Below are 22,386 nucleotides of genomic sequence, written 5' to 3'. Positions count from 1 at the left end.
GCAGGCAAGCGGCATGGCTGGCCAAGGAAAGACAGTCGCCCAGTTCTTGAATGGACTGGACCGGTATGACGGTAAGACCGGGCGGTACTTCGTAAATGAGCATGCCGACCGCTCGGCCGTGCATGCCACAGTCATCATTGATGAATGCTCCATGCTGACTGAGGAGCAACTCGCGGCACTTTTGGACGCGGTCGAAAGCGTAGACAGGCTGGTTCTGGTGGGCGACCCAAAGCAGCTACCGCCGATCGGTGCAGGCCGGCCCTACGTGGACATCGTCAATTTCTTGAAGCCCGCCAATATCGAGAGCCTGCGAACTCGCGTTGCCGGGTGCTTCGCGGAACTGACCGTTACCATGCGCCAAAGCGCTGGGGAGGGGGATGTTCGCGACGACGTGCTGCTTGCTCAGTCTTTTAGCGGCCGACCACTAGATGCTGGTGCCGATGAGATCTGGCAGACGGTGGCGTCCGGGAAGTCCAACTTCGTGAAACTGGTTCGTTGGAATAAGCCAGATCAGCTTCAACAGCTGCTGCTCGACGAACTGAAGACTGAGTTGAATCTCAAGTCGATCACGGATGAAGTAACTTTCGAAGAGTCTCTGGGGGGCGTCTATTCGGAGTTCGACGGCGGCTCAACCGTGTTCTTCAATACCCAGTACAACGATCGGGCCGGAGCATCGAAGAAGGCCGAAGCTTGGCAAATCCTCTCACCCGTCAAGCAGTATCAAGCGGGTGTCACGGCTATCAACCGGGCGCTGCAGCAGCAGTTTAGAAAGTCCTTCCTCAAGATGGCTGCTCAAACGGGGTGGAACAAGAAGATCCCAAGCCCCGCGGGCCCAGAGGGAATTATCTACGGCGACAAAGTTATCAACGTCATCAACAAGAGCGGGCGCGACACCTACCCGGAAACGGATGATGCCTACGTTGCCAACGGCGACATCGGCATTGTCACCGGGCACCGCAAGACCAAGGCGAGAAATTGGGCGCCTTACGAAGTCGAAGTTGAGTTGGCCTCGCAGCCCGGGATTTCCTACAAGTACAAGCCGTGGGAATTCGATTCGCAGGAGAGTACGCCACCGCTTGAACTGGCCTATGCGCTGACCGTGCATAAGACGCAGGGAAGTGAGTTCGGCAAAACCTTTGTTGTGGTCCCTAACCCCTGCCGCAACTTGACACGTGAAATGCTGTACACCGCCCTGACACGCCAGAGGGACAAGATCATCATTCTTCACCAAGGGGACTTCCGGGATCTGCAGCACTTCAGCCAAGAAGCAGCATCGGAGATCAACCGACGGATGACAAATCTCTTCGTACCGTCGGCGCCGGTAGAAATCAAGGTCCGGAACAAGTCGGTATTCCTGGATGAGAAGCTGATCTACTTGACGGAAAACGGCGATTTGGTCAGATCAAAATCCGAATGGATCATCGCCGACAAGCTGAAGGCCGCCGGCATCAAGTACCAGTACGAGCAGCCACTCGTTTTGGACGGCATTGAGCGTTTGCCTGATTTCACAATTCGTGACGAGGATGCCGGCACGGTCTGGTACTGGGAGCACAACGGCATGCTCTCCGACGACGAGTACAGGAAACGTTGGGAACGCAAAGAGGCTGCCTACCGTAAAGCCGGGATTCTTCGTTTGCCGATACCTGAAACGGATGATGGAAGGGCGGGGACTCTGTTAGTAACCGAGGAACACGAAGGTATAGGACTTGACCTGAACACGATTCTCGCCAACGTCAAAGTCATACTCGGGCGAGACTGATTAACTTGCGTGGCCTCCGGTCCCGGAACTTCCCTCCCAAATGTCGTTGGACCATGACCCGAAGTCAAAAGGTGCGAAAATCCGATCTTTGAATCCGCACTGCAGAGCGGCCGGCGGGCACAACGTGCCCAAGGTCGGCAACGGGTCTTTGTCGTTGACATTAGTGCAAAAAAGGCGGGCCCCCACCCCGACGCTGGCGTCGTGCCAGCGTCGGTTGCCGATGACCAGCGAGGATTACTCTGGCGTCGATGTCGGCGGCAACCCATACGGCACGCAGCTCGACTCGCGCCAACCCTGGTCAGCTCCCTTTGGGGATGTCATGTAACCGAAACGACGTTGACCGGGATTGAGGAAATCGGGTTACACACCGGTTACATGAGCAGCAAAAATGAACAAGGGGTTACAAGAAAAATCTCGTAACCCCTTGTTGTATATGGTGCCGGCTGCAGGACTCGAACCCGCCACCTGATGATTACAAATCAACTGCTCTACCAGATGAGCTAAGCCGGCGAAGTCGCACATTGTAACCGATTCGTCGGTCACTGCGGCGATCCGGGAGTGCAAAATCGTCCATCCCGGCAGGCCGTCGAAATCGCGATCGCTCGCCCTTCCACTGGCCCCCGTCGCGGATTACTTCACCACCTTCAGACGAGCACGTCCGGCATTGCCGCCAGCCGCACCGCCACCTGGGCGCGTAGGATCCGAATCGTCATCGTCGGACGTCTGCACCGGCGGTGCCGCTTCCAGCACGGCACCGTCGTCCGCAGACGCCTGCTTGTCGACCGGGAACGCCATGCCCTGGCCATTCTCGCGGGCGTAAATCGCCAGCACGTTCGACACCTGCACTTCCACCTTCTGTGAAATGCCGCCGAAACGAGCGCTGAACTCAATCCAGTCGTTGCCCATCTGCAGCCCGCTCGTGGCATCGAAGCTGATGTTCAGCACGATCTCGCCATCTTTCACAAACTCGCGCGGCACACGCGTCTTGGCATCGACATGCACGGCCAGATACGGCGTGTATCCGTTGTCGGTACACCACTCGTACAGCGCGCGCAAAAGGTAAGGCTTGGTAGACGTTTCAGGCATATGACCAACTCGCCCCGCCGCGAGCCCCGTCCATCACCATCGACGGACCGGCCCCGCCAGCGGGCAATCAACGCATTAGCGACGCATGACCTTCTCGGACGGCGTCAGCGCTTCAATGTACGCCGGACGGCTGAAAATCCGCTCGGCATACTTCATCAACGGCGCGGCATTCTTCGACAACTCGATGCCATAGTGATCCAGACGCCACAGCAACGGCGCGATCGCCACGTCGAGCATCGAGAACTCCTCGCCCAACATGTATTTGTTCTTCATGAAAATCGGCGCGAGCTGCGTCAGGCGATCACGAATCGACAAACGTGCCTTCTCGTGCAGTTTCTCGGCCGCCTTGCCCTTGTCGTTCTCCAGCGTGCTTACATGCACGAACAACTCTTTTTCGAAGTTGAACAGGAACAGGCGCGCACGAGCACGTTGCACCGGATCGGCCGGCATCAGTTGCGGATGCGGGAATCGCTCGTCAATGTACTCGTTGATGATGTTCGATTCGTACAGAATCAGATCGCGCTCGACGAGGATCGGCACCTGACCGTACGGGTTCATCACCGCAATGTCTTCCGGCTTGTTGAACAGGTCGACGTCACGGATTTCGAAATCCATGCCTTTTTCGAACAAAACCAGCCGGCAACGCTGGGAGAAGGGGCACGTCGTGCCCGAGTACAAAACCATCATAGCGCGTCTTCCTTAAAAACCAACGGGGCCGGGGCGGGAAATCGACGCTTCCCATACCCTGGCCCCGTCGTACAGACGTTATTTTACTTCACGTCCTTCCAATAGGCCGCATTCAGGCGCCAGGCAAGTACCGTAAAGAGTCCCAAGAACAACAAAACCCAGACGCCCAACTGCCGGCGCGTGCGCTGCGCCGGTTCCGACATCCAATCCAGATAAGATACCAGATCGGCCACGGCAGAATCGAATTCCACCGGTTTCATCGTCCCCTGCGTAATCTGCACGAATTGGACCGGGCCATGCTGCGCGCCCTCCGCATGCTTCAATCCACGCTGCCCCTGCAACTGCCAGAACGGGTTCGGCATGCCCACATTCGGAAACGCCAGGTTGTTCCAGCCGGTCGGGCGTGTATCGTCCCGATAGAAGGTCCGCAGGTACGTATAAAGCCAGTCCGTGCCGCGCGCCCGCGCCTCCACCGACAAGTCCGGCGGGGCCGAGCCGAACCACGCCTTGGCGTCCGCCGCGCGCATGGCCACGGTCATCGTCTCGCCCACCTTGTCGGTCGTGAAAAGCAGATTGTTCTTGATGTCGGCTTCCGACAATCCCAGGTCCTTGAGCCGCGAATACCGCATCGAGGCCGCCGAATGGCAGTTCAGGCAGTAGTTCACGAACAGTTTCGCGCCCCGCTGCAGCGATGCCAGATCGTCGATCCGGTTCGGCGCCGTGTCCAGCGCCGCCCCCTCTTCAGCCATGGCCGGCGCCGCGAAACCACTGAGGAGCGCCAGGATGAGCAACAGTTTTTTCATCTTGATATCCCTAGTCGTCGATTCAGTGCGCTCAATGCGCCGCAAACGTCACGCGATCCGGCACCGGCTTGAACGCGCCCCGCTTGCTCCAGAGCGGCATCAGCCAGAAGAACCCGAAGTAATACAGCGCGCCGACCTGCGAGATCGCGGTCTTCACCGGGGTCGGTTCCTGAATCCCCAGATAGCCCAGCACCGCGAAAACGACGACGAGAATACCCAACAGCACCTTGTGGAAGCCCGGACGGTAACGAATGGACTTCACCGGGCTCTTGTCGAGCCACGGCAGGAAGAAGAGCGTCACTACCGCGCCGCCCATCACGACCACGCCCCAGAACTTGGCTTCGGTCAGATACATCGCGAGCAACAGCAGCACCACGCCGCCGGAGGCCGCCACCTTGGTGGTCGCGGCCGCCTTGCCCTTGATCCACCACACCGCCGTGACGATCACCGCCAGCGCCATCAGCACATGCTTGAAGTCGTCGGTCGTCGCGCGCAGCATCGAGTAGAACGGCGTGAAATACCAGACCGGCGCGATGTGCGGCGGCGTCTTCAGGGGATCGGACGGCACGAAGTTGTTCGCCTCGAGGAAGTAGCCGCCCATCGTCGGCGCGAAGAAGACGATCGCCGAGAACACCATCAGGAATACGCCCACGCCCATGATGTCGTGCACGGTGTAGTACGGATGGAACGGAATTCCGTCGAGCGGCCGGCCGTTGGCGTCCTTCTTGTCCTTGATCTCCACGCCGTCGGGGTTGTTGGAGCCGACTTCGTGCAATGCAATGATGTGCGCGACGATCAGCCCGATCAGCACCAGCGGGATGGCGATCACATGGAACGCGAAGAAGCGGTTGAGCGTGGCGTCGGACACCACGTAGTCGCCGCGAATCCACAGCGACAGGTCGGGGCCGATGAACGGAATCGCGGAGAACAGGTTCACGATCACCTGCGCGCCCCAGTACGACATTTGCCCCCAGGGCAGCAGATAGCCCATGAAAGCTTCGGCCATCAGGCACAGGAAGATCAGGCAGCCGAACACCCAGACCAGCTCGCGCGGCTTGCGGTACGAACCGTAGAGCAGCCCGCGGAACATGTGCAGATACACCACGACGAAGAACATCGAGGCGCCCGTCGAGTGCATGTAGCGAATGAGCCAGCCCCACGGCACTTCGCGCATGATGTACTCGACCGAGGCGAACGCGAGGTTGGCGTCGGGCTTGTAGTTCATCACCAGGAAAATGCCGGTGAGAATCTGGATCACCAGCACCAGCATGGCCAGCGATCCGAAGAAATACCAGAAGTTGAAGTTCTTGGGCGCGTAATACTCGGCGGCGTGATCCTTCCAAAGCTGCGTCAGCGGAAACCGACGATCGATCCAGCCCAGCAAGCCCGTCGTGTCGACCTGTTTGTCGGCGGCCATGATTACGCTTCTCCTTTTTCGTCTTTACCGATCACGATCTTGGTGTCGTTCACGAACATGAAACGGGGAACGTCGAGATTCAGGGGCGCCGGCTTGTTCTTGAACACGCGGCCCGACATATCGTAGGTGGAACCGTGGCACGGGCACAGGAAGCCCGGGTCCTTGCCCAGCGCCGGAATGGCATTCGCCTGGTAAGGGCCGGAAGGAATGCAGCCGAGGTGGGTGCAGATGCCGACCACCACGAGCACGTCCTTGTGCTCGGCACGCGCACGATACGCGTTCTTGCAATACTCGGGCATCGGGTAGGAAAACGTTCCCTTGGAGTCCGGATCGGCCAGCTCGGACGTCACTTTGGACAGCGAAGCCATCTCCTCGGGGGTGCGGCGCACGATCCACACGGGCAGGCCGCGCCACGCCACGGTCATCTTCTCACCGGGCTTGAGGTTGCTGATGTCGGCCTCGACTGGCGCCCCGCCTGCCTTGGCGCGCTCCGAGGGTTCGAGGGAACTGACGAAAGGAACCAGAGTTGCAACGCCGCCCACGCCTCCAGCTACGGACGTTGCAATCAGCAGATTCCGGCGGCTACTGTCGACGGCCTTTTCTTGATTGTCACTCATCACAAGCCCCACACGGTTGAATTTGTATTTCCGTCAACCTTAAATCATACGCGAGCGCAAATGCCTGAAACAACGGCAAAACGCCCCAGCCTCCTAGTGGTTTTCGCGTATTTTCAAAGGATTGACGCACCCTGCGGGTGGCCGGCGGCCACCCGGGGTTTCGCTTCTGGGATGCTGCACGAGAACCGCTATGATCGCCGCTTTCGTTGACGCGTGCACGACATTTAGTCATCATTTTCCCTGTCTCGCCCCGGCGACATCGGGCCAGACCTATGGCAAACGCGTGACATCGACCGATGCCGCCGATGCCGTTGCCTTTCAGCCCCCCGGCCACTGCCGGTAACAATCAATGCCAATTCATGAGGGCTGGCGCAGCAGTGCTGTCCCCGGCGACTCATCAAAACAGCGGAGGAATGGCATGAGCTTCATGTCGGAATTCAAGGAATTTGCCGTCAAAGGCAATGTGATCGACCTGGCCGTCGGTGTCATTATCGGCGGCGCCTTCGGCAAGATCGTCGATTCGGTCGTCAAAGACCTCATCATGCCGGTCGTCGGCGCCATCTTCGGCGGGCTCGACTTCTCCAGCAAATTCATTCTTCTCGGATCGATCCCTCCCGACTTCAAGGGCAACCCGGCGTCCTATGCCGACCTGACCAAGGCCGGCGTGGCAGTCTTCGGCTACGGCAACTTCATCACCGTCGCGCTGAACTTCCTGATCCTGGCCTTCATCATTTTCGTGATGGTCAAGCAGATCAACCGCCTCAAGCGCCCGGCCCCGGCAGCGCCCGAAGCCCCGGCGCCCACGCCGGAGGACATCGTTTTGCTGCGCGAAATTCGCGACAGCCTCAAGAGGCAGAACGGCTGATCCCGGCGTTCCCGCCCTTTTCCTTTATTCCCTTTTATTCCCTTTTCTTCCCTTCCGGCCCCTTTGCCTCCGCCCGCCGGGGTGCCTCGCGCCCCGGCTGCGCCCGGCCCTGACCCGCGGACGGTCAGACCGGATTCGGGATGTCGAAAAACCGATGCTCGAGCCCGAAGCGTGCGGCGACATGTTCGCCCAGCGCCCTTGCGCCCCCGCGCTCGGTCGCGTGATGCCCCGCCGCCAGATACCCCACGCCGCTCTCGCGCGCCAGATGGGTGGTCGGTTCGGACACTTCGCCGCTGATGTAGACGTCGGCCCCGGCCGCGATGGCCGCTTCGAAAAAGCCCTGCGCTCCGCCGGTGCACCACGCCACGCGTCGCACTTCGCGCCCGGGCTCGCCTAGCATCAGCGGCGTGCGGCCCAGACGGGCCTCGACATGGGACGCCAGCGCGGCCAAGGTCATCGGCTGCTCGGGTGCGCCCAGCCAGCCGAGCTGATCCGGGCCGAAACGGCCGCCATCGTCGGCGAAACCGAGCGATTTGCCCAGTTGTGCGTTATTGCCGAACTCGGGATGGGCGTCCAGCGGCAGATGAAAGGCAAACAGGCTGATGTCGTTGTCGATCAGCACGCCCAGACGACGCCGCTTCATGCCGGTAATGCGGGCATCCTCGTTCTTCCAGAAATAGCCGTGGTGAACGAGGACGGCGTCGGCGCCCCAGTCCCGGGCGGCTTCGAGAAATGCCAGGCTCGCGCTCACGCCGCTGGCGATTTTCCTGATCTCGCCGCGGCCTTCGACCTGCAGGCCATTCGGGCAGTAATCGCGAAATTGCCCGATTTGCAGGGTATCGTTCAGATACAATTCCAGTTCAACACGATTCATATAAGGCCTCGCTCTTTCATGCTCAGACGCTTCTGGCTACTGTTCGCGCAAGCGGTCACCGTGCTGCTTGCGTTGCTTTTCATCATCGCCACCCTCAAGCCGCAGTGGCTGCAACGCCAGGGTTCGTTCGGCAAGCAACTCGCCAATCCGATCATCGCCTTGCAGGAAGTCGCCCCGAGCCTGTCGGACAAGCCGGCAGCCGGCTCATACGCCGATGGCGCGCAAAAAGCCATGCCCGCGGTCGTCAGCATTTTTTCCAGCAAGGAGCAAAAGCAGAACCGCGACCCGCGCCTCGATGATCCGCTGTTCCGCTACTTCTTCGGCGACGGCGGTGGCACGGTGCGGCAAGACCCGGTGTCGAGCCTCGGCTCGGGCGTGATCGTGAGCAGCGAAGGCTATATTCTCACGAATCATCACGTGGTGGACGGCGCCGACGAGATCGAAGTCGCCCTCGCCGACGGTCGCAAGGCCCGCGCCAAGCTCGTCGGCAGCGACCCCGAAACGGATCTGGCCGTCCTCAAGATCACGCTGGACAACCTGCCCGCCATCACGCTCGGCCGCATGGACCAGGTGCGCGTGGGCGACGTGGTGCTGGCCATCGGCAACCCGTTCGGCGTGGGCCAGACGGTCACCATGGGCATTATCAGCGCGCTCGGGCGCAACCACCTCGACATCAGCACGTTCGAGAACTTCATTCAGACGGATGCGGCCATCAATCCCGGCAACTCGGGCGGCGCGCTGGTCGACGTGAACGGCAACCTGCTCGGCATCAACACGGCGATCTACTCGCGCAGCGGCGGCAACATGGGTATCGGCTTCGCGATTCCGGTGTCGACGGCGCGCTCGGTGCTCGAGAGCATCATTACCACGGGAACCGTCACGCGCGGCTGGGTCGGCGTCGAGCCGCAGGACATCACCTCGGACATCGCCGAGTCGTTCGGCCTGCAACAGGACTCCGGCGTGATCATCGCCGGCGTGGTCCAGGGCGGGCCGGCCGACAAGGCTGGCGTGCAGCCGGGCGACATCCTGACGAAAGTCGACGGCGACGCGATCCGCGACACCACCGAACTGCTCAACGTCATCGCGCAGATCAAGCCGGGCACGCAAGCCAAGCTGCACGTCACGCGCAAGAAGAAGGAGCTCGACCTGATGGTGACGATCGGCAAGCGCCCGCCACCGCCCAAGCGGCCGGTGCAGGACGAGGACGACGGCAGCGACGAGAACAGCAGCGACTGACCTGACCGTCGATCCCCCCACCGTGCCTCGGATCGGCAAGAACGAACGGCTGCGCTTCGGCGCGGCCGTTCCGTTTTTGAGCGATGGCGCACCGCGCGCGGCGGCTGACGGACGGCAGGCCAGGGCCTCTCCCGGCGCCCATTGCCGCTCCATTCGCCGCCGGTTCTTCGAGCCGTGCCCTCGACGCCGGCAAGGCCCGCGCTTGCCTACGGCGTGGCCTCGCCGTTCTGCTCGCTCTCGTCCGTCGCCTTGCCTTGCTTGACGAACAAACGCGCCGCGATCAGCCCCAGTTCGTACAGGATGCAGAGCGGAACGGCCAGCATCAATTGCGAAAGGATGTCAGGCGGCGTCACCACGGCGGCCAGCACGAAGGCGCCCACCACCACGTAGGGGCGCACCTGCTTGAGTTTGTCGATGCTCACCACGCCCATGCGCGCGAGCACGACCACCACGACCGGCACCTCAAACGTCACCCCGAAACATAGGAACATGGTCAGGACGAAACTCAGGTAATTGTCGATATCGGTGTTCATCTCCGCGCCAAGTGGCGCGTTGTAGTGCGCGATGAAGTGGAAAACCGTCGGAAAGACGAGGAAGTACGCGAACGCCATGCCGACCAGAAAGAGCGTGTAGCTGCTCACGACCAGCGGCATGACGAGCTTCTTCTCGTGCTGGTACAGCCCCGGCGCGACGAACGCCCATGCCTGATAGAGCACGATGGGCAGCGCAATCACGAAGGCCACCATCAGCGTGACCTTCATCGGTACGAAGAACGAGCCGGTGATGTCGGTAACGATGAGCTTGCCGTCGGCCGGCAGCGACTGCATCAGCGGGCGGGCCAGCAACCGGAAGATGTCCGGCGCCCAGTAGACGAGCGAAAGGAACACTACGATCACCGAGGCGCCCGCGCGAATGATGCGGTTGCGCAACTCGATCAGGTGCGAGATGAAAGTCTCTTCGGTACCCCCTGCGGGGATTTGCTTCTCGTCGCTCACGTCGACTTATCCAGGAATGATGCCACTTACCGTACCCGTGGGTGTGCCCGATGGCGTGCAGTGCGGTGCGCGGCAACCTCAGAAGAACTTGATCGGCCGGCGCAGCTTGGCCGGCGTGTGACGCGCCACGCGCGCCGCCCCGGACTGCACTCGCGTGCGCGTCGCGCTGGCCTGCTTGAACCACACGGGCGTTGCCGCGCGCCGCACGCGCCAGTTGCGGCGCCTGGCGGACGCACGATAACCGGAGGTCACCACCGGCTCGGCGAGGTAACTGTCGGAACCGGTTGCCGCATCGCTGCCGCTGCCGTCCGACGTCGACGTGCCCGTGGCGCTCGCCCAGGCCTCGTTCAAGGACGCTTCCTGCTCATGCAGCTGCTTTTGAATGGTGTTCTGCGCGCTGCGGGCGGCGTCCTCGAACTCGTGGCGCATGTTGCGCAGCTCGTCGAGCTCCATCTCGCGGCTGACCTCGGCCTTCACGTCGTTGATGTAACGCTGTGCGCGGCCGAAGAGCGCGCCCGCCGTGCGAGCCACCTTCGGCAAGCGCTCGGGACCGATCACGACCAGCGCCACGACGCCGATCAACATCAGTTTGGAAAGGCCGAGATCGATCATGTCGACGCGAACTCAGCCTTGCTTGTGATTGCTGGCGTCCTTGGCCTGCACGTCGATGGTGGTCGAATCGCGCAGTTCCTTGGCGCTCGCCGGATCTTCCTTAGCGCCGGGAGCGCCTTCGCCCTCCTTCATGCCGTCCTTGAAGCCCTTGACCGCACCGCCCAGATCGCTGCCGATGTTGCGCAGCTTCTTGGTGCCGAAAACCATCATCACGATCACCAGCACGATCAGCCAGTGCCAAATACTCAACGAACCCATGACCACTCTCCTTGCGTTTCCCACCCCGGTCGCCTCGCGCCGGGATCTTGTCGAGCCCACATGCCCGCGGAACGGCTGTGCGCCATAACGGCTATGCGCCATTTCTGCCCCCGTGTCCGCAGCAACATGCCCCATTGTGGCACATCGTGCGTCACGTCCAGCATCGTAACCGGGCCGGACACCGGGTAGAAATAAATGTTTCGTGAAACGATTCGCCATGCGCGGCCGATGCGCCTCGCGCGAGGCCGGTGCGGCGATTCGGCGATTCGGCGATTCGGCACCCCGCCCGCCCCCGTGCCGCCGTGGCGGTCGCCGTCACTGCTACTGTCGCGCCTCGCGGGCCCGCCACATCCGCCACACCCGCCACATCCGGCCGTCTCCCGCCGTTACATGCGCTTCCACGGGCGCGGCCCGGCCAGAATGTGCATGTGCAAATGATAAACCTCCTGCCCGCCGCCCGGCCCGGTGTTGGTCACCACGCGAAAGCCGTTGCCGTCGATGTTGCCGGTGTTGCCATCGAAACGATAGCCCTGCTCGGCGGCCAGCTTCGGCGCGAGCAGCATCATCTTGCCGAGCAGCGCCTGGTCCTGCGCCTGGCAGTCCTGCAGCGTGGCGATGTGCTTGCGCGGCACCATGAGCAGATGGAGATCGGCAGCCGGGTTGATGTCCTTGAACACCACCACGTCCTCGTCGGCATAGACCTGTGCGCTCGGAATCTGCCCGGCGACGATCTTGCAGAAGATACAGTTCTCGTGCGTCATGCGTGTGTCTTCCTCTCGAATTCCCGAATGAATCTGCGCGGCGGAGGGCGTCCTCAGGCGCGCGCGGCGTACATGGGCTTGCTGTCGTTCAGATAGAGCCAGCCCTTGACGATGCGATACAGCGTCCAGATGCCTAGCACCCAGAGTATGGCGAAGCCGACCATCACCACGGCCAGCGCCACGCCCAGCACGCCCCAGACCACCGACCACCAGAACGTGCGGATCTGCCACGTGAAGTGCGAAGCGTAGAGCGTGCCAACGGTGTCGTCGCGCTTGACGTAATTGACGATGATCGCAACGATGGCGGTCACGCCGCCCGTGAGCCAGAACAGCGCATAGAGCGCGTAGAGCACGTGCGTGAGCTTGCGCAGCGCGCGCTCCTGCTCGGCGCTGGGCACCGTCGCGACGTAGGGGTTGTCGGTGCTGCCCGGCGAGCCGGGAATGTGCGGGTCGTTCATGCAACGTCTCCTCGCGCAAGCCTGCGCGACATATCGGCCTGGGGTCGGCGTCAGTCCGCGTGCTCGCCGCGCGTGCCCCGCTGGGCCTTCTCCACGAGGCCGGAGAGCCCCTCGCGGCGCGCCAGCTCGGCGAGCACTTCGTTCGGGCTCAGGTCGTGGTGGGCGAGCAACACCATGCAGTGAAACCACAGATCGGCGGTTTCGTTGACGAGCTTCTGGCGCGGGTCGGCCGCGCCGCCAATGCGGATGTCCTTCGCCGCGAGCACCACCTCGGTGGCCTCTTCGCCGATCTTCTTGCAGATGGCGTCATCGCCCTTGTGAAACAGGCGGGCGACGTAGGATTTGTCGGGATCGCCGCCCTTGCGCGAGGCGATCACTTCGGCAACACGCGCGAGCGTATCGTTCATGGCGGTCACTTGTAGATCTTGTGCGGGTCCTTGAGCACCGGCTCGACGGTGACCCAACGGCCATCCCCGGCGCTGCCCTCGAACTTCTGGAAGAAACAGGAATGGCGGCCGGTGTGGCACGCAATGCCGTCGATCTGCTCGACCTTGAGCAGCACCACGTCCTCGTCGCAGTCCAGCCGGATCTCGTGCACCTTCTGCACGTGCCCCGATTCCTCGCCCTTGTGCCACAGGCGCTTGCGCGAGCGCGAGTAGTAGACGGCTTCGCCCGTCTCGACCGTGCGCGCGAGCGCCTCGCGATTCATCCAGGCGAACATCAGCACGTCGTTGCTGCCGACTTCCTGCGCGATCACGGGCACGAGCCCCTGTGCGTCCCAACTTACCTTGTCCAGCCAGTCTTGCGTCATGATGCTTCGATTCCCGTTCAGAGCCGCACCGAAATACCCTTGTCGGCCATGAAGCGCTTGGCCTCGCCGACGGTGTGCTCGCCGTAGTGGAAGATGCTCGCGGCGAGAACGGCGTCGGCATGCCCTTCGGTCACGCCGTTGGCCAGATCGGCCAGCGAGCCCACGCCGCCCGAGGCGATGACGGGAATGCTCACGGCGTCCGACACGGCGCGCGTGAGCGCCAGGTCGAAGCCGCTCTTCGTGCCGTCGCGGTCCATGCTGGTGAGCAGGATCTCGCCCGCGCCCAGGGCTTCGACGCGGCGTGCCCACTCCACGGCGTCCAGGCCCGTGCCCTTGCGCCCGCCGTGGGTAAAGACTTCCCAGCGCGGCGCTTCGCCGTCGGCCGAGACGCGCTTGGCGTCGATTGCCACGACGATGCACTGCGAGCCGTACTTGGACGCCGCGTCGGCGACCAGTTGCGGATTCGCCACGGCCGACGAGTTCATGCTGACCTTGTCCGCGCCGGCGTTGAGCAGGCGACGCACGTCGGCCACTTCGCGAACCCCGCCGCCCACGGTGAGCGGGATGAAGACCTGCGCGGCCACCGCCTCGATAATGGGCAGGATGAGGTCGCGGCCGTCGGAGGTCGCCGTAATATCGAGGAACGTCAGTTCGTCGGCGCCCTGCTCGTCATAACGGCGAGCGATCTCCACGGGGTCGCCCGCGTCGCGAAGTTCGACGAAGTTGACGCCCTTGACCACGCGGCCGGCCGTCACGTCCAGACACGGGATGATGCGTTTAGCGAGAGCCATGATGTTGGCACGCGAGACGGCCGCAGCCGGCGCCCCGCTTATGCCGCTCCTTCGGAAAGCTCGTCCGCACGCGTTTGCGCCGACGAGAAGTTCAGGTCGCCCGAGTAAATCGCGCGGCCGCAGATGACGCCTTCGATGCCCTCGCTCTCGACCTTGCACAGGGCGTCGATGTCTTCGAGGTTCGACAGGCCGCCGCTGGCGATCACCGGCACGCTCACCGACTGCGCAAGGCGCACGGTCGCGTCGATGTTGATGCCCTGGAGCATGCCGTCGCGGCCGATGTCGGTGTAGATGATCGACTCGATGCCGTAGTCTTCGAACTTGCGCGCCAGATCCACGACTTCGTGGCCGCTCAGCTTGCTCCAGCCGTCGGTGGCGACCTTGCCGTCCTTGGCGTCGAGCCCCACGATGATGTGGCCGCCGAACGCGCTGCAGGCGTCCTTCAGGAAGCCCGGATCCTTCACCGCCGCCGTGCCGATGATCACATACGACAGCCCGTCGTCCAGATAGCGTTCGATGGTATTCAGGTCGCGAATGCCGCCGCCCAGTTGCACCGGGATATCGGCGCCGACTTCCTGGATGATCGAGCGGATGGCCGCCTCGTTGCGCGGCTTGCCGACGAATGCGCCGTTCAAGTCCACCAGATGGAGGCGGCGCGCGCCTTGCTCGACCCAGTGTCGGGCCATTGCAGCGGGGTCCTCCGAGAATACGGTGGCTTGATCCATGTCGCCTTGTTTGAGGCGAACACATTGACCGTCTTTAAGGTCGATGGCCGGGATGAGCAGCATAGGCAATCGTGAAACGTCGCTAGTGGGAAGAAAAAGATATTCGCAATTTACGCGGACAACACGAAACCGACCCCTGCCCTGCCGGGGGCCGGCACGTCGGGATCGGTTTCATCAACATGACACACAGTATAAGCGGTGACAGGGAGTACGCTCTGGAAGGCACCCCGGGCGCCGGTGCGCCGCACGGGTGACGCTCAGGGCTTCCACTGCGCAAAATTGCGATAAAGGGCAAGACCCACCTGGGCGCTCTTTTCCGGGTGAAACTGGGTGGCGAAGATATTATCTTTAGCCACTGCACAGGTAAAGGGCACGCCGTAGACCGTCTCGCCGGCCGTCAGTTCGGGCTTTGCCGGCACAACGTAATAGCTGTGCACGAAGTAGAAGTAGCTGTCGTCGGCCACACCCGCCCAGATCGGGTGGGACTGGGTCTGGCGCACGCGGTTCCAGCCCATTTGCGGCACCTTGAAGCGCGAGCCGTCGTCCTGCACCCGCCCGTCGAGCTCGAAGCGCACCACGCGCCCCGGCAACAGGCCGAGCGCCGGCGTGTTGCCCTCTTCCGAGACGTCGAAGAGCATCTGCTCGCCCACGCACACGCCGAACATTGGCTTCGTGGCGGCCGCCTCGAGCACCGCTTCGCGCAGCCCCGATTCGTTCAGACAGCCCATGCAGTCGCGCATCGCGCCCTGTCCCGGCAGCACCACGCGGTCGGCGGCGCGAATCTCGGCGGCGTCGCTGCTGATGCTCACGTCGGCCTGCGGCGCGGCGGCACGCAGCGCCTGGTAGACCGAGCGCAGGTTGCCCATCCCGTAGTCGACAATCGCAATCTTGTTCATCTCAAACCCGGCAGCAGTATTTTCAAACCATCGATAATGAATTCCACGGCCAGCGCCGAGAGGATCAACCCCATCAGGCGCGTGCCGATATTGATGCCCGTGCGACCGAGCCAGCCCTCGATGCGCCCGGCGCTGCGCAGCGCCACCCAGCACACCGCGCCCACCCCTGCCCCGATCGCGACGAGCGCCAGGATCTGCGCCCAGCCATGCGCGCGGCCCGAGTAGATGATCACGGTGCTGATCGTGCCCGGCCCGGTGAGCAGCGGAATCGCCAGCGGCACCACGGCGATGTTCGGCCGCTCCTCCGCCTCGTGGCGCTCCTCGGCGGTCGCGCGCGTGTTGCCGGTCTGCGCGTTGATCATGTTGACCGCCATGAGCAGCATGATCACCCCGCCGCCGACTTCGAGCGACGCGATCGAAATGCCGAAGAACCGGATGATCGACTCGCCGAACAGGCCCGATCCCGCCACGACCAGCGCCACGGCAATGGCCGCAATGTCGATCGTATGCCGCTTCTCTTCGCGCGTCTGCGTGGACGTCAGGCTGATGAACAGCGGGATCGCACCCAGCGGGTTGATCAGCGCCAGCAGCGAGATGAAGAACTTGAAGGCATCAAGCGTCATAGGGGCGTCGTCAGGACGTCGTAAAGCCAGATGGCGGCGGCATCCGGCCGGTCGATGATGCGTCTTGCAGGGTGTCGCGCCCGGCGGGCTGCCCAGCAACGGCAGGCACCGCCCGCTCTGCCCGGCTCACTGGCCCCCACTGGCCGCATTGGCCCCATTGGCCTCATTGGCCCCACTGGCGTTACAGGCTGCCCTTCGTGGACGGCACCACACCCGCCGCACGCGGATCGATCTCCACCGCCATGCGCAGCGCACGGCCGAACGCCTTGAACACTGTCTCGCACTGGTGGTGGGCGTTGATACCGCGCAGGTTGTCGACGTGCAGCGTCACGCCCGCATGGTTGACGAACCCGCGGAAGAATTCGATGGTCAGGTCGACGTCGAAGTTGCCCACGCGAGCGCGCGTGAACGGCACATGAAATTCGAGGCCCGGACGCCCTGAGAAGTCGATCACCACGCGCGAGAGCGCCTCGTCGAGCGGCACATAGCTGTGGCCATAGCGCACGATGCCCTTCTTGTCGCCGATCGCCTTGGCAACGGCCATGCCCAGCGTGATGCCGACGTCTTCCACCGTGTGATGATCGTCGATGAAGGTATCGCCCTTGGCTTCGACTTCCATGTCGATGAGGCCGTGGCGCGCGATCTGGTCGAGCATGTGGTCCAGAAACGGCACGCCGGTATCGAGCGTCTTCCGGCCGGTGCCGTCCAGGTCGATCTTGACGCGTATTTGCGTTTCGCTGGTATCGCGAACGACTTCCGCAATGCGCATGATGGTGAGTTCTCGTCGTATGGCTTGTTAGAGTGATGCGGCCAGGGCGTGGACCATCGCCGCATTCTCCGTGGGGGTGCCGACCGTCAGCCGCAGGCAATTGGCCAGCAACACGTGCATTTTACCCACGTTTTTGATCAGCACCTTGTGCGCGAGCAGGCCCGCGTGGGTTTTGTCGGCGTCCGGCACGCGCACGAGCAGGAAATTCGCGTCGCTCGGGAACACCGTCACCCCAGGCAACGCCGCCACGGCGGCCGCCAGCCGGCTGCGCTCGGCCCGCAGCTCGGCCGCCTGCGCGTCGAGCACGTCCAGATGATCGAGCATGAAGTCGGCGCAGGCCTGCGTGAGCACGTTCACGTTGTAGGGCGGGCGCACCTTGTCGAGCTGTTCGAGCCAGGCCGCGCTGCCCGCCACGTAGCCCAGGCGGATGCCGGCCAGGCCGAGCTTCGACACCGTGCGCATGACCAGCAGGTTCGCAAATTCCGGCAATCGGGGCATCCAGGTCTTGCCCGCGAACGGCTGGTACGCCTCGTCGATGACCACCAGGCCGCGGCCGGCCGCCCGCACGAGGGTTTCGATGTCGGCGTCGTCGAACAGGTTGCCGGTCGGGTTGTTCGGGTAGGCCAGGTACACCACCGCACCCGGATGCGCCGCAATGGCGTTGAGCATGGCCGGCATGTCCAGCGAGAAATCCGGGCGCAGCGGCACGCCCACGAACGCCATGCCGGCCAGACGCGAGGACACCTCGTACATCACGAAGCCGGGCGTCGGCGCGATCACGGCGGCCCCCGGGCGCGCCGTGGCCGTCGCGATCATGCTGATGATCTCGTCCGAACCGTTGCCCAGCAGCAGGCTCGCGCCGGCCGGCACGCCCATGGTGCGCGCGAGCTTGCCGAGCAGCGCCGCCGGACGCGGCGCCGGATAGCGATTGAGCGCCACGTCGGCGAGCCGCTGGCCCAGGGCGGTGCGAAGCGCATCGGGCAGGCCGTATGGGTTCTCCATCGCGTCGAGCTTCAGGAAGCCGCTGGCATCGGGCACGGGATAGGTGCTCATGGCGAGCACGTCGGGGCGAATCACTTGGTCGACGGACATGGGGCGCGGGCTCGGGGGCAAGGTCTTGAGAGATGACATCAGTCGAAGGCGAACGTCAGCATGCCGGCGTCGGCGCCGTCGATCTTCACGCTGCAGCGGCGGCCGGTCTCGACGCTGCCCAGCGCGTCGGTGATGCGCTGCACGCGCACTCCCGTCTGCCAGGAAAGCGCCTGCGCGACCGCCGGGCTCACGCGCGCGGGAGCGGCCTCGGCCTCGCAACGCATGGCGACGAGCCGGTTGCCGACACGGCCGAACACGCCGTGCGCGACTTCCTCGTCGGTGCCGCGCAACGCGGTCTTGCCGTCGAGCCGCAACACGTAGACGTCGTTGTCGAACGCCTGCCGGTGTACGCAAACGGTCATGCGCTCAGCCGAGGCGTTGCCAAACGCGGCGTGTTGGCAATAGTTACCGGCCGCATGCGCTGGCGTGCCGGCAACCGCGCCCACGCCGAACAAGGCGAATGCGCCGAGCGCGGCCGCCGCGCGCCGTGCGCGGCGCCCCGGCGAGACCGGGAAAGCCAATAAAGTCGGGAAATCCGGGAAAGCGCAAAAGAGTGAAGCCGCGATGGTGCGGGAGCGACGCCGGGCGGTCACCGGCGTCGTCTGGCAATACGCGGGCCGCTGGGCGTCGTCGCGCATGTCAGGACTCGTGATGCAGACGGTACTCGGCGCTGCGTGCATGCGCCTGCAGCCCTTCACCGTATGCCAGTTCGGCCGCGATCTCGCCGAGCATGCGGGCGCCGCCCTCGCTCACCTCGATGAGACTCGAGCGCTTGATGAAGTCGTATACGCCCAGCGGCGACGAGAAGCGCGCCGTGCGCGAGGTCGGCAGCACGTGGTTGGGCCCCGCGCAATAGTCGCCAAGGCTCTCGCTCGTGAACTTGCCGAGGAAGATGGCGCCGGCGTGGCGAATCCGGTCGCCCCACTGCTGCGGGTCTTCAGCCGAGATCTCCAGGTGCTCCGGCGCGATCACGTTGGCAATCTCGCAGGCCTCGTTCATGTCGCGCACCTTGATGAGCGCGCCGCGCCCTTGCAGGGACGCGGCGATCACGTCGCGGCGCGGCATGTCGTCGATCTGGCGCTCCAGCGACGCCTGCACGCGCGCGATGTACTCCGCATCCGGGCACAGCAGGATCGATTGCGCCAGCTCGTCGTGCTCGGCCTGCGAGAACAGGTCCATCGCCACCCAGTCGGGATCGGTCGTGCCGTCGCAGATCACGAGGATTTCCGACGGACCGGCAATCATGTCGATGCCGACCGTGCCGAACACGCGGCGCTTGGCCGCCGCCACGAAGGCGTTGCCCGGGCCGACGATCTTGTCGACGGCCGGCACCGTTTCGGTGCCATACGCGAGCGCGCCGACCGCCTGCGCGCCGCCGATCGTCAATACGCGGTCCACCCCGGCAATGTGCGCCGCGGCCAGCACCAGCGGGTTTTGCACGCCGTCCGGCGTGGGCACCACCATGATGATGTCCTTCACGCCGGCCACTCGTGCGGGAATGGCGTTCATCAGCACGGACGACGGATACGCCGCCTTGCCGCCCGGTACGTAGATGCCCACGCGATCGAGCGGCGTGACCTTCTGGCCGAGCACCGTGCCGTCCGACTCGGTGTACTGCCAGCTGTGGCTGCCGCATTCGATGCGCTGCTTCTCGTGATAGGCGCGCACGCGCGCGGCCGCGGCCTCGAGCGCGGCGCGGCGCTTCGGCTCGAGACTCTCGAGCGCCGCCGCCAGCGCCTCGGCGGGCAGCTCCAGCGCGGCCATGTCGGGCGCGTTCAGGCGATCGAACTTGTTGGTGTATTCGATGACGGCCGCGTCGCCGCGTGTCTTTACGTCGGCAAGAATTTCGGCGGCCGCGCGATCGATAGCGGCGTCTTCACTCGCCTCGAACGCTAGGACTTCGCGCAACTGCGCGTCGAAGCCTTCAGCGCCGGAGTCGAGATTGCGAATATCGAGTTTCATGCTTTTTGACGGGAGGCCCGTTCGAAGGCATCCAGAATGGGCTGCAACGACTCGCGCTTGAGCTTGAGCGCAGCCTGATTGATCACGAGGCGCGACGAGATGTCCATGATCTCCTCCACCTCCACCAGATTGTTGGCCCGCAGCGTGCCGCCGGTGCTCACCAGGTCGACGATCGCGTCGGCCAGTCCCACGAGCGGGCCCAGTTCCATCGAGCCGTACAGCTTGATCAGGTCGACGTGCACGCCCTTGGCCGCGAAGTGCTCGCGCGCGGTCTGCACGTACTTGGTCGCCACCCGCAGGCGCGCCCCTTGGCGCACGGCGTTCGCGTAGTCGAAGCCCTTCGGTACAGCCACAGACATGCGGCAACGCGCAATGTTCAAATCGATCGGCTGGTACAGTCCGCCGCCGCCATGCTCGATGAGCACGTCCTTGCCGGCCACGCCGAAGTCGGCGGCACCATATTGCACATAGGTCGGCACATCGGTCGCGCGCACGATGATCACGCGCAGGTTCGGATCCGTCGTCGGCAGAATCAGCTTGCGCGAGGTCTCCGGGTCTTCCGTGACTTCGATGCCCGCGGCCGCGAGCAACGGCAGCGTTTCCGTAAAGATACGCCCTTTCGAGAGCGCCAGTGTGAGCGGCTGACTGAGCGGCTGACTGAGTGGCTGACTGAGCGGCTGGGCCGGCTTGGCGGAACTCATGCAATGTCTCCCTGGCGCGCTTCGACACGCCGGATTCGCGCGCCCACGGCGCGCAACTTTGCCTCGATACGATGATAGCCGCGATCGAGGTGGTGAATGCGGTCGACGAGGGTGCGGCCCTCGGCCGTCAGGCCCGCCACGATCAGGCTGGCCGACGCGCGCAGGTCGGTCGCCATGACGTGCGCGCCGGACAGGCGATCGACGCCGCAAATGCGCGCCGTATTGCCCTCGATGCCGATATTCGCGCCCAGGCGCTGCAATTCCTGCACATGCATGAAGCGGTTCTCGAAGATTGTCTCCACGACCTGCGACGCCCCCTGCGCAATGCAATTGAGCGCCATGAACTGCGCCTGCATGTCGGTCGGGAAGGCCGGATATTCCGACGTCCGGAAACTCACGGCCTGCGCGCGCCGGTTCATCGTCACGCGCAGCCAATCCGCACCGGCGCTCACCGTGGCGCCGGTTTCGCGCAGCTTGTCGAGCACGGCGTCGAGCGTGCCCGGCACCACGCGGCGCAGCGTGATGTCGCCGCGCGTGGCCACCGCCGCGCACAGGAACGTGCCGGCCTCGATGCGATCGGGCACCACGTCGTGCGTGGCGCCGTGCAGGCGCGGCACGCCGGTCACCACCAGGCGGTCCGTACCGATGCCTTCGATCTTCGCGCCCATCTTCACGAGCAGGTGCGCGAGGTCGGTCACTTCAGGCTCGCGCGCGGCGTTGGCCAGCACCGTCACGCCGTCGGCCAGCGTGGCCGCCATCAGCAGGTTTTCGGTGCCGGTGACGGTGATCATGTCGGTCACGAGCGTCTCGCCGCGCAGACGCGTGGCGCGTGCGAGGATGTCGCCGTGCGCAAGCGAGATCTGCGCGCCCATTTTCTGCAGGCCCTTGATGTGCTGGTCCACGGGACGCGCCCCGATCGCGCAGCCGCCCGGCAGCGAGACCCGCGCTTCGCCGCAACGCGCGAGCAGCGGGCCGAGCACGAGGATCGACGCCCGCATGGTCTTGACCAGCTCGTATGGCGCGGCGGGCTCGGTGATCTGCGACGCGTCGAGCGTCACCGATTCGCCGTGGCGCTCGACCTTCACGCCCATGCGCGCGAGCAGCGCGAGCATGGTGCGCACGTCGTGCAGGTCGGGCACGTTGCCCAGCACCAGCGGCTCGGCCGTCAGCAGGCTCGCGCACAGGATTGGCAGCGCCGCGTTCTTGGCGCCCGACACGGTAATCTCTCCGTCCAGCCGCTCGCCACCCTCGATTTCCAGGTGGTCCGCGGCCACACGCTCGCCGGCGCAGACCTCGCCGTTGCCGGCTACGCCAGCGCTTTCTTGCGTAATCCTCATTGCGCGCGATACTCCGCCGGCGTGAGCGTCTTCATCGACAACGCGTGGATTTCCGCTTTCATCCGGTCGCCGAGCGCGGCGTACACGAGCTGGTGACGGGCGATGAGGCGCTTGCCTTCGAACTGCGCGCTCACGATCGTCGCGAAGAAATGCTGGCCGTCGCCTTCGACGTCCACGTGTTCGCAAGCCAGACCGGCTTCGATGTATTGTTTGATTTGTTCAGGGGTGGGCAGCATTTGCCGATCCTAGGA

The 22,386-nt window shown here is 63.9% G+C and carries 27 protein-coding genes and 1 tRNA gene; 3 read left to right on the top strand and 25 right to left on the bottom strand.

Translation table 11 applies throughout. The features are described 5' to 3' along the window. Positions 1-13 precede the first annotated feature (13 nt). Positions 14-1,759 (top strand): AAA family ATPase, encoded by a 1,746-nt coding sequence (locus PNO31109_RS13970; protein ID WP_370750270.1) that lies wholly within the window; start codon positions 14-16, stop codon positions 1,757-1,759. Positions 1,760-2,193: 434 nt separating this feature from the next. On the opposite strand, the gene PNO31109_RS13960 is transcribed toward PNO31109_RS13970, so the two are convergent. From PNO31109_RS13960 to petA, 6 genes are all read right to left on the bottom strand, one after another. Then, positions 2,194-2,269, bottom strand: a tRNA-Thr gene (locus PNO31109_RS13960). Between the two features lie 120 nt (positions 2,270-2,389). Then, the gene (locus PNO31109_RS13955; RefSeq protein ID WP_150556088.1) at positions 2,390-2,845 is read right to left on the bottom strand and encodes a ClpXP protease specificity-enhancing factor; all 456 of its coding nucleotides are present in this window, start codon (positions 2,843-2,845) and stop codon (positions 2,390-2,392) included. A gap of 75 nt (positions 2,846-2,920) precedes the next feature. Beyond that, on the bottom strand, positions 2,921-3,532 hold the full coding sequence (locus tag PNO31109_RS13950) for a glutathione S-transferase N-terminal domain-containing protein (protein WP_039406214.1): 612 nt from the start codon (positions 3,530-3,532) through the stop codon (positions 2,921-2,923). An 83-nt stretch (positions 3,533-3,615) separates the two neighbouring features. Then, positions 3,616-4,335 carry a cytochrome c1 gene (locus tag PNO31109_RS13945; RefSeq protein ID WP_150556180.1) on the bottom strand — a complete coding sequence of 240 codons (720 nt, stop codon included), beginning with the start codon at positions 4,333-4,335 and terminating at the stop codon, positions 3,616-3,618. A 31-nt stretch (positions 4,336-4,366) separates the two neighbouring features. After that, entirely contained in the window at positions 4,367-5,752 is a 1,386-nt protein-coding gene (locus PNO31109_RS13940; RefSeq protein ID WP_150556087.1) for a cytochrome b, read from the bottom strand. Between the two features lie 2 nt (positions 5,753-5,754). Beyond that, the gene (gene petA, locus PNO31109_RS13935) at positions 5,755-6,369 is read right to left on the bottom strand and encodes a ubiquinol-cytochrome c reductase iron-sulfur subunit (protein WP_150556086.1); all 615 of its coding nucleotides are present in this window, start codon (positions 6,367-6,369) and stop codon (positions 5,755-5,757) included. 418 nt (positions 6,370-6,787) lie between these two features. On the opposite strand from petA, the gene mscL reads away from it, so the two are divergent. Next, positions 6,788-7,234 (top strand): large conductance mechanosensitive channel protein MscL, encoded by a 447-nt coding sequence (mscL, locus tag PNO31109_RS13930; protein ID WP_150556179.1) that lies wholly within the window; start codon positions 6,788-6,790, stop codon positions 7,232-7,234. Between the two features lie 124 nt (positions 7,235-7,358). Here mscL and PNO31109_RS13925 read toward each other — a convergent pair whose 3' ends face one another. After that, complete coding sequence (locus PNO31109_RS13925) at positions 7,359-8,108, bottom strand: Nif3-like dinuclear metal center hexameric protein (protein WP_150556085.1); 750 nt, start codon at positions 8,106-8,108, stop codon at positions 7,359-7,361. A gap of 18 nt (positions 8,109-8,126) precedes the next feature. On the opposite strand from PNO31109_RS13925, the gene PNO31109_RS13920 reads away from it, so the two are divergent. After that, positions 8,127-9,344, top strand: coding sequence for a Do family serine endopeptidase (locus PNO31109_RS13920; protein ID WP_150556084.1), 1,218 nt, complete (start codon positions 8,127-8,129; stop codon positions 9,342-9,344). 206 nt (positions 9,345-9,550) lie between these two features. Here PNO31109_RS13920 and tatC read toward each other — a convergent pair whose 3' ends face one another. From tatC to PNO31109_RS13830, 18 genes are all read right to left on the bottom strand, one after another. Next, positions 9,551-10,339, bottom strand: coding sequence for a twin-arginine translocase subunit TatC (tatC, locus tag PNO31109_RS13915; RefSeq protein WP_150556083.1), 789 nt, complete (start codon positions 10,337-10,339; stop codon positions 9,551-9,553). Positions 10,340-10,417: 78 nt separating this feature from the next. Further along, positions 10,418-10,951: a Sec-independent protein translocase protein TatB gene (gene tatB / locus PNO31109_RS13910; protein WP_150556082.1), complete on the bottom strand. Its 534-nt coding sequence runs from the start codon at positions 10,949-10,951 to the stop codon at positions 10,418-10,420. A 12-nt stretch (positions 10,952-10,963) separates the two neighbouring features. Continuing rightward, positions 10,964-11,209 (bottom strand): Sec-independent protein translocase subunit TatA, encoded by a 246-nt coding sequence (tatA, locus tag PNO31109_RS13905; protein ID WP_039406229.1) that lies wholly within the window; start codon positions 11,207-11,209, stop codon positions 10,964-10,966. Positions 11,210-11,595: 386 nt separating this feature from the next. After that, positions 11,596-11,970, bottom strand: a complete 375-nt coding sequence (locus PNO31109_RS13900) for a histidine triad nucleotide-binding protein (RefSeq protein WP_150556081.1) — start codon at positions 11,968-11,970, stop codon at positions 11,596-11,598. Between the two features lie 53 nt (positions 11,971-12,023). Then, complete coding sequence (locus PNO31109_RS13895) at positions 12,024-12,428, bottom strand: DUF4870 family protein (RefSeq protein WP_241014232.1); 405 nt, start codon at positions 12,426-12,428, stop codon at positions 12,024-12,026. A gap of 50 nt (positions 12,429-12,478) precedes the next feature. Further along, a complete protein-coding gene (locus PNO31109_RS13890; RefSeq protein WP_150556080.1) occupies positions 12,479-12,835 on the bottom strand; it encodes a phosphoribosyl-ATP diphosphatase in 357 nt (118 codons plus the stop codon). 5 nt (positions 12,836-12,840) lie between these two features. Continuing rightward, positions 12,841-13,239: a phosphoribosyl-AMP cyclohydrolase gene (gene hisI, locus PNO31109_RS13885; RefSeq protein WP_150556079.1), complete on the bottom strand. Its 399-nt coding sequence runs from the start codon at positions 13,237-13,239 to the stop codon at positions 12,841-12,843. A gap of 17 nt (positions 13,240-13,256) precedes the next feature. Continuing rightward, complete coding sequence (hisF, locus tag PNO31109_RS13880) at positions 13,257-14,030, bottom strand: imidazole glycerol phosphate synthase subunit HisF (RefSeq protein ID WP_150556078.1); 774 nt, start codon at positions 14,028-14,030, stop codon at positions 13,257-13,259. 38 nt (positions 14,031-14,068) lie between these two features. After that, positions 14,069-14,818, bottom strand: coding sequence for a 1-(5-phosphoribosyl)-5-[(5-phosphoribosylamino)methylideneamino]imidazole-4-carboxamide isomerase (hisA, locus tag PNO31109_RS13875; RefSeq protein ID WP_150556077.1), 750 nt, complete (start codon positions 14,816-14,818; stop codon positions 14,069-14,071). Between the two features lie 194 nt (positions 14,819-15,012). Continuing rightward, complete coding sequence (gene hisH / locus PNO31109_RS13870) at positions 15,013-15,651, bottom strand: imidazole glycerol phosphate synthase subunit HisH (RefSeq protein WP_150556076.1); 639 nt, start codon at positions 15,649-15,651, stop codon at positions 15,013-15,015. Continuing rightward, entirely contained in the window at positions 15,648-16,274 is a 627-nt protein-coding gene (locus PNO31109_RS13865; protein ID WP_150556075.1) for a MarC family protein, read from the bottom strand. Before PNO31109_RS13865 ends, hisH begins: the two co-directional genes overlap by 4 nt. A 181-nt stretch (positions 16,275-16,455) precedes the next feature. Next, positions 16,456-17,043, bottom strand: coding sequence for an imidazoleglycerol-phosphate dehydratase HisB (gene hisB / locus PNO31109_RS13860; protein WP_150556074.1), 588 nt, complete (start codon positions 17,041-17,043; stop codon positions 16,456-16,458). A 27-nt stretch (positions 17,044-17,070) separates the two neighbouring features. Beyond that, complete coding sequence (gene hisC / locus PNO31109_RS13855) at positions 17,071-18,135, bottom strand: histidinol-phosphate transaminase (RefSeq protein WP_150556073.1); 1,065 nt, start codon at positions 18,133-18,135, stop codon at positions 17,071-17,073. 38 nt (positions 18,136-18,173) lie between these two features. Then, positions 18,174-18,773 carry a hypothetical protein gene (locus PNO31109_RS13850; RefSeq protein ID WP_150556072.1) on the bottom strand — a complete coding sequence of 200 codons (600 nt, stop codon included), beginning with the start codon at positions 18,771-18,773 and terminating at the stop codon, positions 18,174-18,176. A gap of 1 nt (position 18,774) precedes the next feature. Further along, positions 18,775-20,097 (bottom strand): histidinol dehydrogenase, encoded by a 1,323-nt coding sequence (gene hisD, locus PNO31109_RS13845; RefSeq protein ID WP_150556071.1) that lies wholly within the window; start codon positions 20,095-20,097, stop codon positions 18,775-18,777. Further along, a complete protein-coding gene (hisG, locus tag PNO31109_RS13840) occupies positions 20,094-20,798 on the bottom strand; it encodes an ATP phosphoribosyltransferase (protein WP_150556070.1) in 705 nt (234 codons plus the stop codon). The genes hisD and hisG overlap by 4 nt, the downstream gene beginning before the upstream one ends. Next, entirely contained in the window at positions 20,795-22,135 is a 1,341-nt protein-coding gene (gene murA / locus PNO31109_RS13835) for a UDP-N-acetylglucosamine 1-carboxyvinyltransferase (protein WP_150556069.1), read from the bottom strand. The genes hisG and murA overlap by 4 nt, the downstream gene beginning before the upstream one ends. Further along, the gene (locus tag PNO31109_RS13830; RefSeq protein ID WP_039406252.1) at positions 22,132-22,371 is read right to left on the bottom strand and encodes a BolA family protein; all 240 of its coding nucleotides are present in this window, start codon (positions 22,369-22,371) and stop codon (positions 22,132-22,134) included. Before PNO31109_RS13830 ends, murA begins: the two co-directional genes overlap by 4 nt. Between the last annotated feature and the right edge of the window lie 15 nt (positions 22,372-22,386).

Origin of the sequence: Pandoraea nosoerga (assembly GCF_902459585.1) — a bacterium.
GTDB classification, from domain to species: domain Bacteria; phylum Pseudomonadota; class Gammaproteobacteria; order Burkholderiales; family Burkholderiaceae; genus Pandoraea; species Pandoraea nosoerga.
Note: the sequence above shows the minus strand (reverse complement) of the source record. Positions and strands in the feature narration are given on the sequence as shown.

What these genes read in the sequence shown, in the direction of transcription:
- PNO31109_RS13890 (WP_150556080.1), bottom strand. Translation starts at nt 12,835, where the DNA reads ATGAACGATACGCTCGCGCGTGTTGCCGAAGTGATCGCCTCGCGCAAG.
- PNO31109_RS13955 (WP_150556088.1), bottom strand. Translation starts at nt 2,845, where the DNA reads ATGCCTGAAACGTCTACCAAGCCTTACCTTTTGCGCGCGCTGTACGAG.
- PNO31109_RS13925 (WP_150556085.1), bottom strand. Translation starts at nt 8,108, where the DNA reads ATGAATCGTGTTGAACTGGAATTGTATCTGAACGATACCCTGCAAATC.
- hisA (WP_150556077.1), bottom strand. Translation starts at nt 14,818, where the DNA reads ATGCTGCTCATCCCGGCCATCGACCTTAAAGACGGTCAATGTGTTCGC.
- hisF (WP_150556078.1), bottom strand. Translation starts at nt 14,030, where the DNA reads ATGGCTCTCGCTAAACGCATCATCCCGTGTCTGGACGTGACGGCCGGC.
- PNO31109_RS13945 (WP_150556180.1), bottom strand. Translation starts at nt 4,335, where the DNA reads ATGAAAAAACTGTTGCTCATCCTGGCGCTCCTCAGTGGTTTCGCGGCG.
- PNO31109_RS13950 (WP_039406214.1), bottom strand. Translation starts at nt 3,532, where the DNA reads ATGATGGTTTTGTACTCGGGCACGACGTGCCCCTTCTCCCAGCGTTGC.
- PNO31109_RS13895 (WP_241014232.1), bottom strand. Translation starts at nt 12,428, where the DNA reads ATGAACGACCCGCACATTCCCGGCTCGCCGGGCAGCACCGACAACCCC.
- PNO31109_RS13900 (WP_150556081.1), bottom strand. Translation starts at nt 11,970, where the DNA reads ATGACGCACGAGAACTGTATCTTCTGCAAGATCGTCGCCGGGCAGATT.
- PNO31109_RS13920 (WP_150556084.1), top strand. Translation starts at nt 8,127, where the DNA reads ATGCTCAGACGCTTCTGGCTACTGTTCGCGCAAGCGGTCACCGTGCTG.
- PNO31109_RS13970 (WP_370750270.1), top strand. Translation starts at nt 14, where the DNA reads ATGGCTGGCCAAGGAAAGACAGTCGCCCAGTTCTTGAATGGACTGGAC.
- mscL (WP_150556179.1), top strand. Translation starts at nt 6,788, where the DNA reads ATGAGCTTCATGTCGGAATTCAAGGAATTTGCCGTCAAAGGCAATGTG.
- hisH (WP_150556076.1), bottom strand. Translation starts at nt 15,651, where the DNA reads ATGAACAAGATTGCGATTGTCGACTACGGGATGGGCAACCTGCGCTCG.
- PNO31109_RS13850 (WP_150556072.1), bottom strand. Translation starts at nt 18,773, where the DNA reads ATGCGCGACGACGCCCAGCGGCCCGCGTATTGCCAGACGACGCCGGTG.
- PNO31109_RS13830 (WP_039406252.1), bottom strand. Translation starts at nt 22,371, where the DNA reads ATGCTGCCCACCCCTGAACAAATCAAACAATACATCGAAGCCGGTCTG.
- PNO31109_RS13865 (WP_150556075.1), bottom strand. Translation starts at nt 16,274, where the DNA reads ATGACGCTTGATGCCTTCAAGTTCTTCATCTCGCTGCTGGCGCTGATC.
- hisI (WP_150556079.1), bottom strand. Translation starts at nt 13,239, where the DNA reads ATGACGCAAGACTGGCTGGACAAGGTAAGTTGGGACGCACAGGGGCTC.
- petA (WP_150556086.1), bottom strand. Translation starts at nt 6,369, where the DNA reads ATGAGTGACAATCAAGAAAAGGCCGTCGACAGTAGCCGCCGGAATCTG.
- hisD (WP_150556071.1), bottom strand. Translation starts at nt 20,097, where the DNA reads ATGAAACTCGATATTCGCAATCTCGACTCCGGCGCTGAAGGCTTCGAC.
- murA (WP_150556069.1), bottom strand. Translation starts at nt 22,135, where the DNA reads ATGAGGATTACGCAAGAAAGCGCTGGCGTAGCCGGCAACGGCGAGGTC.
- tatB (WP_150556082.1), bottom strand. Translation starts at nt 10,951, where the DNA reads ATGATCGATCTCGGCCTTTCCAAACTGATGTTGATCGGCGTCGTGGCG.
- hisC (WP_150556073.1), bottom strand. Translation starts at nt 18,135, where the DNA reads ATGTCCGTCGACCAAGTGATTCGCCCCGACGTGCTCGCCATGAGCACC.
- hisG (WP_150556070.1), bottom strand. Translation starts at nt 20,798, where the DNA reads ATGAGTTCCGCCAAGCCGGCCCAGCCGCTCAGTCAGCCACTCAGTCAG.
- PNO31109_RS13940 (WP_150556087.1), bottom strand. Translation starts at nt 5,752, where the DNA reads ATGGCCGCCGACAAACAGGTCGACACGACGGGCTTGCTGGGCTGGATC.
- hisB (WP_150556074.1), bottom strand. Translation starts at nt 17,043, where the DNA reads ATGCGCATTGCGGAAGTCGTTCGCGATACCAGCGAAACGCAAATACGC.
- tatA (WP_039406229.1), bottom strand. Translation starts at nt 11,209, where the DNA reads ATGGGTTCGTTGAGTATTTGGCACTGGCTGATCGTGCTGGTGATCGTG.